Genomic DNA, 14,240 nt, shown 5'->3' with positions numbered 1-14,240 from the left:
GCTTTCTTCCTTTCATAAGGCATATCTTCTTTAATATCACTCCTACATACGAATACGTGCTTTTCGGAAACCATCAAATATATTTAATACCGCAGATATAATGTAAATGAGAATACCTCCACCTATTAACCACGTTTTAAATTCCTCTGGAGAAGTAGCAAACACATTTGCCACAAACGTAATAAATCCTTCGGTAAATAAATTTGAATTTACTACAATTATTATAAATACTATTGTTCCAGCTATTTGGAGAATAGCATTCCCTATTGCCAACTTTTTCGTCCATTGTCCTTGTACTAGCTTAAAAAGAGATATAGCTACTTCGAAAACAATCATAACAACAACGATTGGCCAATATTGAAGTAAAACATCTTGATTAAACGTCGGCGTAACAAACTTCAATCCATTTTCCGTAGCATGGTATACGCCAACGAGATGGTTCGCATAAAAGTAAAGTGTAGCCCATATTGCCGTCCACATTAAGCTTCCAAATACTTCGAACTTTGAGATTGCCTTTTTCTTCGGGATATACGAAATATTTTTCAAATCATCTGGCGTCCATTTTTTTAAACTTGTTGTTAATGGCTGTGGATCCTTTTCTTTATCCGTTCTTTCTAAAACAGCAAATACAAGTGTCAACCAGAAAAATACATGGAGACTAACTTCGACAATTTCACCAATTCCTTTACCTATCAAATTTAAAATAACATTTAATACCGCTGGCTCACCATTATATCCTACAAAATTTTCTGCAACCATTGCAATGAGTGCGATAACAGCTGCAATTGGTATAATCATTTTTAATAACGTCGTATATACATCAAAATAACGTGGTCCAATTAAATGCATCGGTCTATCCAGATACCCATTAGCCAATGAAACTGGGCTTCCCAATTTTTCAAGGACACTCTTTACATCTTCCTCATCATACTCATCGGGTAACATATCCTCTATTGTTGACCGTAGTTCAAGAATAATATCTTCACGATTTTTTTCAGGTAATCTCTTCGCTACTTCCTCGACATACATATCAATCAAGTTCATTCTTGTCCTCCTCCTTTAATAAGTTATAAAGTTCTTTCGAATCCTTTATCCATTCCTTTTTTAACTGCAAAAATATCTCTAATCCGTATTCACTTAAAACGTAATACTTACGAGGTCTACTCTCCGTTTTATCCCAACTACTCGTCACTAGCTCCTGCTTTTCTAATCGGCGAAGTAGCGGATATAAAGTACTTTGATCAATTGTAATCCCCGATTGCTCCAATAATTGGACAAGTGAATACCCATACTGCGGCATTCTTAATTGGCTTAAAACCGCTAATGTTAATGTCCCTCTTCTTAGTTCAGTAATTAACGAATTTAATAAAGCATCCATTCACTCACCTCATTTTCATTACTATATGTCATACAGTATATGTTTTATACTATGTATCGTACAGTATTAGTGTGATAAAAACAATGAGTATTTACAAAAAATAGACAATTAAAAAGCACAAACTATATAATTTGTGCTTTTCTAGCTAATTTAAATGCCTAGTACAATCTTAATTTTGCACCTCTTGTAATATAAATTTTCCATTTTCTTTAGTAAATGGGGTAATATCTACAATTGCCTCAATATGAATTACTCCATATACATGCGGATATTCTTGACCGTTAGAAGCAAGTTCATTTTTTATTTTTGCTTTTATTAGGGATGGATTAATTGTTAGTAATAAAACATCTTCTTCATGACTAAAATGTTTCTCAGCAACTTTTAACGCTTGTTCTAAAAATGAGCAATGAATAAATCCCTCTTCTTTTAGTGAAGCTTCATTAATTTCTCCATCTATCTTTGCGATTTCCCAATCTCTTTTTGTTATTACTTTTGTTATCATAGTTATTTTCTCTCCATGTCTTTATATAGAAAAACAAGAGGTTCTTCTTTTTGTTACTAGAAAAGCCTCTTGTATGTACTATTTATTTTAATCCTTTAATTAAAGGCGATGCTTCCCCGCTATGGAAAATCCATAAATCATGAAGTGACCTTGTACATCCGACATACAATAACTTCGCATCGTGTTTTGTATTTTTGTAATGTTCTTCATCAACATCGATTAAAAGTACTGCATCAAATTCTAACCCTTTCGCTAAGTATACAGGTACTACCGAAATACCGCCTTCATATTTACTTTGATCTGCTTCAATGACGTTAACAGTCAACCCTGCATTTGTTAGCTTCTCATATATATCACGGCATTCATCATCTGTTCTTCCTATTACTGCAATTGTTTTCACATCTTCATTTTGTAGATGCTGTAAAGTCTTCATAATTTCAGTGAATTGATCTTCTGTTTGAATCACTTTCACTTCTTCCCCGCTACGGAAAACTGGCGTTGCAAGTCCAACTGGAATCTCTGCATTTTTAATTATCTCATTCGCAAATTCGATAATTTCTTTTGTAGAACGATAACTTCTCGTCAGTTCATAATAACCTGTTTCTTGGAATACTTCTTTAAAAGCACTCCAATCTTCAATTCCTTGATAATCATAAATTGCTTGAGATAAATCACCTAATATAGTGAAAGAATTACCTAGTGTAATTTCTTTTAATACATAGACTTGGAAAGGCGAAAAATCTTGTGCTTCATCGATAACAACGTGATGAAACTTTTGTCCGATTTCAATTCCTGAAATACGATGATGTATGTATATTAAAGCTGGTAAATCTTCTACATACACTTCTTTTTTACGACAACTCTTTTCTGTTTCTTTCACAAGTTCTTCGGGCAATACTTTGATTATTTCTTTACTTTTCAATATTGAACTATATAGTGCAAGTGAGCTCATTTTCGGCCAAAACTTCATATAAGTGTTCAATCTCTTTGTCGCTTCTTTTTTTAGTAATTTCTTCTCGTTTGATTCTCCATACTTTTTCAGTTCAATTTCAATCCAGCGCTTCATTCGGCCGACTAATCTTTCTCTTCTTTTCTTTAATGGATAATGTTTATATTCCACTTGCATCCATTTTTTAATATCTTCAACCGGAATAACCGCCTTGTCCCATGCCTCAAAATCACTTGTTGGTACTAATTCTTTTTCAAATTGAACCATTCTCTCTTCAACAAAGGACTTAAATTCCAGCGTGCCTTTTAATTTACCGAGCATAACCTTTTCTTCATCACGATTAATAGAAAATGCTTCTTTCAACTTTTCTTCTGTCTGCTTCAGTTTCACCGAATCATCTAACGTACGTAATGCCCAATCTGGAAACGTTGTTTGACTAATGTTCCCTACACCTAACTCAGGAAGTACACTCGAAATATAGTCTAAAAACAGACTATTCGGAGCGAAAACAATCATTCTCTCAGCTTCTAATTGCTCACGATATTCATAAATTAAAAAAGCAAGGCGATGTAAAGCGATTGTTGTTTTTCCGCTTCCTGCAACCCCTTGAATAAGTAATGGTAAGTTTCTTTCCGCACGAATAATATCATTTTGCTCCGATTGTATCGTCGAAACAATATCCTTTAGTTTATTATCTTTATTCTCACCTAATCGATATAGAAGAAAATCATCGGCATGCGAGACATCTTCATTTCCTTTTACATATGTATCAACAACACGTTCTAGTTCTCTTTTTTGAATAGAGATGTTTCGCTTTAAATAAACATCACCTTCTACTAATCCGTCTGGCGATTGATAAAACGCTAATTCATCTCCACCGGTAAATGAATAAAACATACTTGCGACAGGTGCCCGCCAATCAATTACAATCGGTTTCATCGTATCTTTATCTGAAACACCTACTTTACCGATGTAAATCGGTATAATATCTTCCTTACCATCCTCCTGAAAATCTAATCTTCCAAAGTATGGCTCTTGCACACCAATACGTAAATTTTGTCTATTAGACTCCCTCATACTTTCAAGAATTTGTTCTTTAAAATCTTCTCCATAATATACTGGAATTTTTTCAAGCTGTTCTAATTGATCATCCATCGTACTTAACGTATCTTTCATTCTTTTTAACTCTTCGTCAAAAATGCTGTTCATTTGATGATTCCCTCCTGTCCGTTCTAATTTTTCAGTCGAAATACAATTGTATTAAAAATCCATTTATAAAGTCAAGAATTTTAATTTAAGTTTTCCGAAAAAACTTACTTTTATCTTTCTAATATTGAAATTCAAATACTGTTTTTACATTATAAGAATATACAACATCTAAATCATACAACTACACATATAATTAAGTGATTCATTCAATAGATACGATTAAAAGAGCTTTACACCTTACATACACTCCAACTTCTTTTCTAGTTGTCTATTATTTCATTTGTAAATTAACCAAGATTACAAAATTCAAAAACAAAAGTAAAGGAGTCTATTAAAAATGACTACCACCAAAAGAAAGCCTCTAAAGTTACACTTACTTATTTTTGTGTTAATTGTGTTGGCAAGTGGTTGGATTGGGGTATTTCTAGATTCTTTCCTAACGGATCAGCCTGACGGAAACTCTTTAGGTATGGGATTATGGCTAATATTACCCTTTCTCGCAAGTATTTTACTTAGAAGTATTGGTCGAGATTGGAATGATTTTGGGATCAAACTAAATTTGAAGGCAAACTTTAAATGGTATTTCGTTGCATTACTAATTTATCCATTCGTTATATTAATAACGATAAGCATAGCACTTATTTTTGGAGTAGCTAACATAACCAGTTTTGAAATGCACTCATTATTTTCACTCATATTCATGTCTACTATTGGTAACTTTATTAAAAATATTTTTGAAGAGTTTTCTTGGCGCGGTTATTTAACTCCAAAGCTGATTGAACTAAAGTTAAACGATTGGTTTATTTATATTATTTCTGGGTTAGTTTGGGCTCTTTGGCATGCCGCTTATTATTTAGTCTTTTTACCAAATGAATATTTTGAATCTATTTCAAGGTTAAATATGCTTTTATTAGGCTGTATACTTATGGTTTCTTGGTCTATTATGTATGTTGAAATATATAGACTTACAAAGTCAGTATGGCCATGCGTAATCATGCATGCAATTGAAGACGCCGTTCCCACTGTTTTAGTTACAATAACAGGGATTATTACACTTACCAACCGCAGTGATTTTTGGTTAAACCCTATTAGCGGAGTCGTTGCTACTGTTTTATTTCTTGGAATTGGGATCATACTAAGATCCATAAGAATAAAAAAAGAACGACAATGAATACGAAAAACAGTCAATTATTCACACTATAATAGCAAAAAAAGAGTAAGGAGTTAATCCTTACTCTTTTTTACTTTTATACGATATGATAAACATTCATTTAATGATACTTGCTCTTTATATTTTCTCTCTTCAAAGTCATACGCTCCTCCTGGGAAAATCCCAACTATACTGAAACGAGCCTCTGCACATAAATTACTAATCTCATCTATAGTATAGCAACGTAAAGATTGTGTCACAATATCATTTGAAGAATCCGTTTCCCACCAATGGTCCAGCATTCTAGCATTTTCACTATCATATTCATACTTTCGCATTGCAGAGCCAATCGGCATTTCTTGTCCATTTGCTTTTTCCCAATATAAAGGTTGATAAATATCAATAAGTGCACACCCATCATCTTTCAACCAATTATGGATACGTTTTAATAAAAATAATTGTTCTTCATCCGTTCCTACACCAAATCCGTCTAAATAACTAACAACATCAAACTTTTCTTCAAAGTTAATTTTATAAAAGTCAGCACAATGAATCACAATGTCCTTAGTAGAATGTTCTTTAGCAAACATAACTAACTCTGGTACAAGCTCAACCGTAGTCATTTTTACATCCAAATTTGACATCGCTCTTGCAAACCCGCCATTTCCAGCACCTAGTTCTAACATCGTCTGAAATGGATATCCCACTTGCTCTTTAATTTCTTCAGCAACTTCCTGTAACCAGTTTTCATTATTTATATCATGACTTAGTAATTCAAATTGTTTTTTATAAAATTCTTTTACATTTAATTCGTTCATTATTATTCTCCTCCTGTACGTTATTTTTCTACTACAGGTGAGAAACTAAATTTCTGACACCCATGAAAAACCCTCCTTTTTATTCCCCTATATTTACAATTTATCAAAATAATAAGAAATTTAAAAGTCTAAATATAAAAAATAGATAATGGATTATTCCACTATCTACTCTTTAGTTACTCTTATTTTTCTTTTTGATACTCCACCCAATCTCCAGAATCAATCACTTTCAATATCATCTTTTTATCTTGAGCGATATATACATATGCCTCTATTTCCCTATCAGCAGCATATACTGTTTGCTTGATTCGATAATATAAATCAGTCTCCGCATTCCCTGTATATTCTTCTAGTTCATCTAACTTACGCAATATCTCATCATTTACTTCATAAACTTCACCATAGACCTTTTCTTCATTTGAATAAATCATCGCCGGATAGCCTTCGTTTGTATCAAATAATTTGCCATACGTCCACGCTCCGTCTGCGATGCATATTGCACCTTGCATAAAATGAGCATTCGTTTGCTCTTTTCTTAACGTGCCATACACAAAAACGTGATGCATAAATCCCTATCCCCTTTACATGTCACTACTTTCTAATTTGTAAATAAGCACGAATCATAAAGTAACTCACTTCATTTGGAAGTTGTTCCTTAATCGATTTCAGACCACCATCAGCATTTTGCACGGCAGTTTCAATCAGCTGTTCGTATTCTGCAGGAACAAAACTGTTCCAGTCTACTTCCATTCCATCTTCAAAACAACGAATTAAATGATTTTCAATTGTTTGTCTAGATAGGTTACGTTCTTTTGCAATCTCATTTAAATCAATGCCTTGTTTATACATTTCATACGTTTCTAAATGAGAATTTGCTGAAGCTTTCCCTGACTTTTTCCGCTCTGTAACCACTTCTGTTTTAACTGTTTCAGCATAGTTTGGGTTTTCCTCAATAAAGTGCTGAACTGCTTGTAAGAAGTGAGAACCATACTTCACAAGTTTATGTTCGCCAATCCCTTTTACAGTTAAAAGTTCAGAGTCACTTTGCGGCATTTTTGCGCACATATCTTTCAACGTTTGGTCAGAGAAAATAACGAATGGAGGCACACCTTCTCCTTGCGCAATTTCTTTACGTACTTCGCGAAGCACTTCAAATAAAGGATGATCTTGAACAATTTGTCTTGTCTCTACTCGTTCTTTACGTAAAACATTCTCTTTACCTAGTAACACTTCTTTCCCTTTCTCCGTTACTTTTAATGTTGGATACGTACCATGTTCAACTGCAATTAACTCATCTGAAATGAGAAACTCAATAAATTCACTGACTTCTTTTACACTACGATTTGATAAAAGTCCGTATGTTGGCAAAGTATGAAAATTAAATTCAATGACTTTCTTATTTTTAGATCCAGTTAGTACTTGTGCAATCATTTGTTTTCCGAATCGTTGGTTCGTCCTAATCATACAAGATAGAACCATTTGTGATTCTCTCGTCACATCGATACTTTCGCGTTCGTCCGTACAATTACCACAGCGGCCACAATCTTCTTTAGGTTCTTCTCCAAAGTATTGCAAAATAAATGATTGTAAACATTGTTCTGTATGACAGTAGTCCGTCATATTTTGCAGTTTTTCAAGTTCATTTGAAAAACGAGATTCTCCGGTCGATTGATCAATTAAAAAGCGCTGTACTTGCACGTCTTGAGAAGAATATAGCAATATACATGCACTATCTAATCCGTCACGGCCAGCACGTCCTGCTTCTTGGTAATAACTTTCCATATTTTTTGGCAGTTGATAATGGATAACGTAACGAATATTCGATTTATCAATCCCCATACCGAATGCAGATGTCGCTACCATTACACTCACTTCATCACGTAAAAAGAGTTCTTGCTGCTCATTTCGATCGTTATCACTCATACCAGCATGGTATTTTGATACAGATACTCCCGCTTTCATTAAATCCTCATACAATTGATCAACTACTTTTCTAGTAGCTGCATATATAATCCCAGATTCTTTTTGATTTTGACGAATATAATCCGCTAAATATGCATTACGATCTTGTCCTTTAATAACAGAAAATGATAAGTTTTCGCGCTCAAACGTTGTCATAATCGTATTTTCTTGATTAATTCCAAGCGTGTTGCAAATATCTTCACGAACTTGTGGTGTTGCCGTCGCAGTTAATGCTAGTACGAGCGGCTTTTCTGGAAGATAATCTAATATGCGATGTATATGTAAATAACTCGGACGGAAATCATGTCCCCACTGCGAAATACAGTGTGCCTCATCAATTGCAATCATTGGAATTTTCATATCCATAAGTTGATCAACAAACTCCATTGAATCAAGACGCTCCGGCGCCACATAAAGTAACTTATAATGTCCTTGTTTTGCCAATTGAATTCGTTGATTCGCTTCTGTAATAGAAATAGAACTATTAATATAAGTAGCTGAAATACCGTTTTGCACTAATGTATCTACTTGGTCCTTCATAAGTGATATTAAAGGTGATATAACTAACGTTGTTCCTTCGAATACTAATGCGGGAATTTGATAACAAATTGACTTACCACCACCCGTAGGCATAATACAGACTGTATCTTTCCCATCTAATACATTTTTAATTGTTTCATCTTGTCCTCTTCGGAATGAAGAATAACCGAAATAAGACGCTAAAAGTTCTTGTGCTTTTGTAAACAAAAAAGAGTCACCTGCTTTTCTATATCTTTCATCTACTCCTATTATATCATCACTTATGCGTCATGAAAGTGATGAATGCATGACTAACAGCCTGCTTTTTCATTATTTTATACTTCTTTACGTTTTAGAGGTTAATTTGCACTGTGTTTTTGGTCCTAATTATGTTAATAACTTTTAAAACATAATTACAGCACATATAAAAAGGATTACAAAATAAACATACATTTTATTACTCTTCCTTGAATACTACTAATCTTATACATATGAATTCAGGAGGTTAATATATGAAGCATCATAATACTAGTTCCATCCAGCAGAAAACAGTACCGAACCAACTCCAGTTTTCGAATAATGATGCGTGGAAATATGAATCGTATTTTAAGTATCAGCCATTATTTTCTTATAGAAAGCTTTTTCATTTTCTTTCTCAACTTTTAAAACGTTAATCCACGTGCGAAATATAGTATTCACAAAAATTTTCTCAATATAAACCTTATAGACATACTACAATACAGTCATTATCATATGAAATATTCTGTTGGATAAACCCCTTATGTTGACCTGCTTATATAAGCAGGTCTTTTTTGATTAATATATATTTCAGTACACTTTTATATATGCTTGCAAGACTTTTCTCCATTTTATAACCATACTCCCCTCACAACAAATGATGATAATGACAAGAAGTAAATTATAAGTTCTTAACATTTAATGAAGTAATTCTTTTTTCTCAATACACAAAATGAATTTTACTTGTTACTATAAAAGTACTCCAGATGAGTTTTTGCTCATCAACATTATCTAGTTAAAGGGATCTGCTGCGGGAAGCGGATCCCTTTGACTTTATTAAAGGTCCACTTTCATTTGGACACATTTACCAGGTTTTTTTAAAAGAATTTTATGATAATATTACGTAGTCGAGTCCGACATCTCGGCAATACCCTTTTGAGGCTCTGCAACTTCCCTTGCAGAGCCTCTTTTACTTTATATTCATTTTATTTATATATACCACAATAAAATTCTTCATCTTTTTCCATATCAATTTCTGAAATTAATCTAGGACACGTAACTAAAAATAAATTCCCATCATACTTTGAGTTATACATGTTCAAAGGAGTGTTACCGTTTATGTATTCTTATTGGCAATCGTATTACTCCCCTTATCATAACCCTTATGTACACTTTGATACATCTGTACGTAATTACCGAATTAGTAAAAACGAGAACTTTTTAAAAGGTTATATGCGTTCTTTATGGGAACAACATGTCGCTTGGACGAGATTAGCTATTATAAGTATTGTCTTTAATTTACCAGACGTTAACGTTACAGTTGGGCGTCTTCTTCAAAATGCAACACATATGGGACTATCACTTGAACCATTCTATGGTGAGGATGCTGTAAAAAAATATAGTGCATTAATTAAAGACCACTTAGTCATTGCAGCAGATCTTGTCAAAGCCGCAAAAGCTGGTGACCAAAATGCAGCTGCCACTATAGAAAAAAATGGTACGCTAACGGTGATGAAATAGTGGCGTTTCTAACTAGTATCAACCCATATATAGAAAAAGAAGAATTTAGAAAAATGTTTTATGAACATTTAGCACTTACGAAAGCAGAAGCACTTGCTTTCCTAAATAAAGATTATGAAGCAGGAGTAAAACTGTACGATAAAATTGAAAAAGAAGCATTAGAAATGGCCGACATGATAACAAACGCAATCGTAAAGCAATTCCCGCAAGTGTTTCAATAAGAATAAGCCGATTTGAAAAAACAAATCGGCTTATGAAACTTTCTATCAATGATATTTCACCTCTCCTCTTTACATTTAACGTATATCGATATATTTTATTAATATCCGTTTTTTATAGGAGGAAATAGTTTGATTAACGCCATCGGTCTCGTATTTATCCTCACAAATAAACACGAGAAAAAGAAAAAAGTTTATCTGAATGAAAAATTCGCATTAATAGACATTATTGATTCTAAGGAAGTATTTGATGATGAAGGTAACTCACTAGTAGAACTAACTTGTAAATACAGTATATATTTAGATGAAAAATATTACTGTAAATCTCTCGATGATTATACTGGACAAGTATTTCCGTTCTTAAGCGCTAAAATAGGAAAAGGACTTCTCAGAAATTTAAATTACTACTTTTCTTATGTTGATGCCTATGATAAAAAACCACCCGTTAAAGAAATAAGACCACTTATGAAACAAGTAACGAACAGATAGCAAAAAACACCCAAAAAAGAAAGCATCTAACTTCGGATGCTTTCTTTTTTGAATCCAGAACTAGTTACCTTTCATCCTCTTCTAAATATATGTATCCAAGCATACTTTAAATTAAAAACACTTGGAGGATTAAACTGGATGAAATACTCAGAAACGATTGTTAGTAAACGGATTCGCACACTTAAAATATCTAGTATGTTTATCATGCTAGTTTTAATCGGATGGATTGGATATACAAAATTGCTTTATGAGAACGGATTTCTTCAAGAAAAGAAAAATTCTGTTGAAGTAATGAATACTAGTATTACAGGTGAAATTGAACAGAAGTTCCAAGTAAACTTACAAGGTTATCGTAAAACAGACGTTGATACGATTATAGATGCGAGTAAAACCGATCCGAGCGAACTATCTTTAATCGAACTAATTAATACATCTTGTTCACAAGATTGCATAGGTGAACCATTGACATATGTGAACGCAAACAATGGATATATCTTTTATAAGGAATCTAGCGGAACTAATATCGCTATAAAAATTAAAAAACGAGATACATGGGAAATTGAAAGAAAATTAATTCAAGATGGAATGTAAAAGCTTCATATACAAAAAGAGTACTTACTTTTAAGTACTCTTTCAAAAAAATTTACCACTTGCGGCACTTATCGTCATCATCATCACGCTTACGATTGCAACGGCAATCATCACAATCACAATGACGTTTACGTTTACAACCACAATCATCACAATCTCTACGTCTACATCTTCCAAACATTAGATCATCCCAAAATCTATTACAATTCCGGGATTGTCTACAACGACAATTGTTTCCCATGAATATGACTCTCCCTTCAATAGTATTCATCATATTCTATGTTTGAAAGTATAAAACGGCTTGTTTACTAGTCTATATTCTACGTTTTATAAAAGTTATTTTAGTACCCTTAACAATTCTTCCTTACATATTCAACGGAAATACAACATAGAAAAAAGCCCAATATTTGGGCTTTACATTCATGTATATTTTCTTTCTTCTCTCTCACAATAGTATGTAACTGCTAAGTTCACTAAAAATGCAACAAAAGCAAGGGTGCTCGTTGTTAAGAATATGTATTCTAATATTGATAAGTTATTAAAATCAATTAATAATAACACAAGACCTATACAAACAAAGCTAGATACATTACTTTTGAAAACTTTTTTCACTCTTAATCACCTCCATCTTCATACCTTAATTATACATTAGTTACCTATAATTCCTTCCCATCCCCCACAGCCCCTTTCAACCTCTGCAACATATACCCAATCCCTTTACACCCAGCTAACGGATACGTAATGATTTCTTCTGGATATAATTGTGTCACTACTTTCTTATGTTTCTTTCCTGCAAGTAAAACGATTTCATCAAACTGAAGCAAGTCCTTTTCAATCATCTGTTGTTTTAATTGTTCCATACTAATAATCTCATCACTCTTTGAATCAAACGCAAGATCATAGTTTTCTAATACAATATCATTTGGTCCTAAAAATCCATGCTTCGCCGATAAGATAACCCAATTCTCGAAAAACATAGTTGCATACGCCTGACATGCTTTTCCGAATGGGCTAATATATACATCTTTTGCCTCCATCGGCCCGTAATCTGAATACTTATCCCAAATTTTCTTCTTTCCGCATGGAATTATGCATAACCTTTTCATCTTTATTTCTTACCTCACTTCTAACTTTTTAAATATAAAAATATAGAACTCTCTACTTCTTCATACGCAGCTTCTATATCTCCAATTCCCACTACGTTCCAACCATTATTTGTTTCTATCGGTTTTTCATTCATTATGATATGAACTTGTGTCATATTTTTAAAATCTTCTTCAAAAGATGCTAAAACAGGTTGATTTATCATATATGTTTTATTATGTATACTTACACTTAAAAAAGTTTTATGTAATGCTTTATTTCCGTTTAACTTTACATTCATTGGATTAAACGAATTTAATTTTATATCCCCTACAATATATAGATGATACCCTTCTTCATCATAAAATTGCTTAATATCCTTACCTCTTTCGTTTTGTACAAAATGAAGGATTTGCTTCGTTTCTTTACTTATTACAATTTCATTATTTAAACTCAAATCCACATTTATATTTTGTTTTAAAAAGGCATATAACGATTTATCACTATTAAAGAAGCTCGTTTTCCATTCAGGAAGGATTTCATCTAATAATAAACATAAAAGCATTCCTGGGCTATAGCAGCTCTTTCTAATGTTACAATTAGCTTCATATACATCTAAAATGAACCCGCTATATTTTCGTAATGTTTCGCTTTCATCCTTTTTGCATACTGAATTGTATGCATTCATTTCAACATACCAAGCAGGCCCCTCTATGCTTTCAACCATACATTCATATGTTATAAACTCTTCTTTCATAAAACTAGCTCTATGCTCTCTTAGTTCAATAAATCGCTTAATATAATTAATTCTCTCAGCTTGTGACTTACAATGAACAGCATCATATAAACAAATTCGTTCTTTATTTCGCAATTCTATATTTTCTTCTGTTATAGGATATTGAAATCCTATAGATTCATTTGGAAATCTCCTTTCTTTATTCAAATATTGATAACAATGAAAAAGTTCATGCACCACAACCGCAAGTAAAGTTTCATAATCTTTATATCTATTCATATTCACAATAGCAGTCGGATAATCTTTGAATAGTATAAATGTATCAGCTTTAAATTGTTCATCCCACTTTAATACGGTATACTCATACTTATCATCACCTTTCAAAAATAAAGGATGATGAAATACATACACATACTCATCATTATATAATGCAAATGCAGCCCTATTAAAACCAGGCCATAGCGTATTCAATAATTCTATACTTACATCTTTCTTTATTCGATTTAATATATTGTTCATTATATGTAACACCCCTATATCATTCTACATACACCTATTCTATTCCACTTAAAAACAACCCTTTTATTTACATAAATATTAGAAATACATATATCTTATCTCAATCTATAATGTGTTATATAAATATATATGTGATGATTTTATGAAAAGGAGGTGAACATATGAAAAATATAATCCCTGCACTAGTACTCTATATTATTGTTTGCATAATCGCTATGATTGCTCCAGCATCTGAAGGCTATAATCACGTTGGCTGGAAGTTGTTTGTTGGGCAAGCGTATGCCATACCTATTTTCATCATTGCGGCTATTATTACATTTTATATAAACAAGAAGAAATCTACGAATAAACAGTTATAA

General features: G+C 32.7%; 15 protein-coding genes and 2 pseudogenes. 6 read left to right on the top strand and 11 right to left on the bottom strand.

The features are described from left to right. Positions 1 to 42: 42 nt before the first annotated feature. From QCI44_RS14155 to QCI44_RS14140, 4 genes are all read right to left on the bottom strand, one after another. Entirely contained in the window at positions 43 to 1,044 is a 1,002-nt protein-coding gene (locus tag QCI44_RS14155; RefSeq protein ID WP_016087545.1) for an HAAS signaling domain-containing protein, read from the bottom strand. Continuing rightward, complete coding sequence (locus tag QCI44_RS14150) at positions 1,031 to 1,378, bottom strand: PadR family transcriptional regulator (protein WP_016087544.1); 348 nt, start codon at positions 1,376 to 1,378, stop codon at positions 1,031 to 1,033. The genes QCI44_RS14155 and QCI44_RS14150 overlap by 14 nt, the downstream gene beginning before the upstream one ends. 169 nt (positions 1,379 to 1,547) lie before the next feature. Continuing rightward, positions 1,548 to 1,880 carry a DUF952 domain-containing protein gene (locus QCI44_RS14145; RefSeq protein WP_016087543.1) on the bottom strand — a complete coding sequence of 111 codons (333 nt, stop codon included), beginning with the start codon at positions 1,878 to 1,880 and terminating at the stop codon, positions 1,548 to 1,550. 82 nt (positions 1,881 to 1,962) lie between these two features. Further along, positions 1,963 to 4,038 (bottom strand): HelD family protein, encoded by a 2,076-nt coding sequence (locus QCI44_RS14140; RefSeq protein WP_353811221.1) that lies wholly within the window; start codon positions 4,036 to 4,038, stop codon positions 1,963 to 1,965. Positions 4,039 to 4,375: 337 nt separating this feature from the next. On the opposite strand from QCI44_RS14140, the pseudogene QCI44_RS14135 reads away from it, so the two are divergent. After that, positions 4,376 to 5,241 (top strand): annotated as a pseudogene (locus QCI44_RS14135) (CPBP family glutamic-type intramembrane protease). Positions 5,242 to 5,262: 21 nt separating this feature from the next. Here the strand turns inward: QCI44_RS14135 and QCI44_RS14130 are convergent. The 3 genes from QCI44_RS14130 to recQ form a co-directional block, all read right to left on the bottom strand. Further along, positions 5,263 to 6,006, bottom strand: a complete 744-nt coding sequence (locus tag QCI44_RS14130) for a class I SAM-dependent methyltransferase (protein ID WP_016087540.1) — start codon at positions 6,004 to 6,006, stop codon at positions 5,263 to 5,265. A 182-nt stretch (positions 6,007 to 6,188) separates the two neighbouring features. Then, positions 6,189 to 6,572, bottom strand: coding sequence for a gamma-glutamylcyclotransferase family protein (locus tag QCI44_RS14125; RefSeq protein ID WP_016087539.1), 384 nt, complete (start codon positions 6,570 to 6,572; stop codon positions 6,189 to 6,191). Positions 6,573 to 6,597: 25 nt separating this feature from the next. Then, complete coding sequence (gene recQ / locus QCI44_RS14120) at positions 6,598 to 8,715, bottom strand: DNA helicase RecQ (protein ID WP_353811220.1); 2,118 nt, start codon at positions 8,713 to 8,715, stop codon at positions 6,598 to 6,600. A 284-nt stretch (positions 8,716 to 8,999) separates the two neighbouring features. On the opposite strand from recQ, the gene QCI44_RS14115 reads away from it, so the two are divergent. The 4 genes and pseudogenes from QCI44_RS14115 to QCI44_RS14100 all read left to right on the top strand — a co-directional run bounded on the left by QCI44_RS14115 (position 9,000) and on the right by QCI44_RS14100 (position 11,543). Next, positions 9,000 to 9,161, top strand: a complete 162-nt coding sequence (locus tag QCI44_RS14115; protein ID WP_353811219.1) for a hypothetical protein — start codon at positions 9,000 to 9,002, stop codon at positions 9,159 to 9,161. 682 nt (positions 9,162 to 9,843) lie between these two features. Continuing rightward, positions 9,844 to 10,466: pseudogene (locus tag QCI44_RS14110) on the top strand (acetylglutamate kinase). 129 nt (positions 10,467 to 10,595) lie between these two features. Continuing rightward, entirely contained in the window at positions 10,596 to 10,952 is a 357-nt protein-coding gene (locus QCI44_RS14105; protein ID WP_000606233.1) for a hypothetical protein, read from the top strand. Positions 10,953 to 11,090: 138 nt separating this feature from the next. After that, a complete protein-coding gene (locus QCI44_RS14100; protein ID WP_353811218.1) occupies positions 11,091 to 11,543 on the top strand; it encodes a hypothetical protein in 453 nt (150 codons plus the stop codon). Positions 11,544 to 11,595: 52 nt separating this feature from the next. On the opposite strand, the gene QCI44_RS14095 is transcribed toward QCI44_RS14100, so the two are convergent. The 4 genes from QCI44_RS14095 to QCI44_RS14080 form a co-directional block, all read right to left on the bottom strand. Continuing rightward, positions 11,596 to 11,784 (bottom strand): hypothetical protein, encoded by a 189-nt coding sequence (locus QCI44_RS14095; RefSeq protein ID WP_353811217.1) that lies wholly within the window; start codon positions 11,782 to 11,784, stop codon positions 11,596 to 11,598. A gap of 179 nt (positions 11,785 to 11,963) precedes the next feature. Next, on the bottom strand, positions 11,964 to 12,155 hold the full coding sequence (locus QCI44_RS14090) for a hypothetical protein (protein ID WP_016087535.1): 192 nt from the start codon (positions 12,153 to 12,155) through the stop codon (positions 11,964 to 11,966). Between the two features lie 44 nt (positions 12,156 to 12,199). Then, the gene (locus QCI44_RS14085) at positions 12,200 to 12,649 is read right to left on the bottom strand and encodes a DUF6884 domain-containing protein (protein ID WP_016134706.1); all 450 of its coding nucleotides are present in this window, start codon (positions 12,647 to 12,649) and stop codon (positions 12,200 to 12,202) included. A 20-nt stretch (positions 12,650 to 12,669) separates the two neighbouring features. Further along, positions 12,670 to 13,881, bottom strand: a complete 1,212-nt coding sequence (locus QCI44_RS14080) for a hypothetical protein (RefSeq protein ID WP_016134707.1) — start codon at positions 13,879 to 13,881, stop codon at positions 12,670 to 12,672. Positions 13,882 to 14,042: 161 nt separating this feature from the next. Here QCI44_RS14080 and QCI44_RS14075 point away from each other — a divergent pair, with 161 nt between their 5' ends. Continuing rightward, positions 14,043 to 14,240: a DUF4017 family protein gene (locus QCI44_RS14075; RefSeq protein ID WP_016087532.1), complete on the top strand. Its 198-nt coding sequence runs from the start codon at positions 14,043 to 14,045 to the stop codon at positions 14,238 to 14,240.

Source organism: Bacillus cereus group sp. RP37 (assembly GCF_040459695.1).
In the GTDB taxonomy this organism is placed as follows: domain Bacteria; phylum Bacillota; class Bacilli; order Bacillales; family Bacillaceae_G; genus Bacillus_A.
This window is presented reverse-complemented; position numbering and strand designations above follow the sequence as displayed.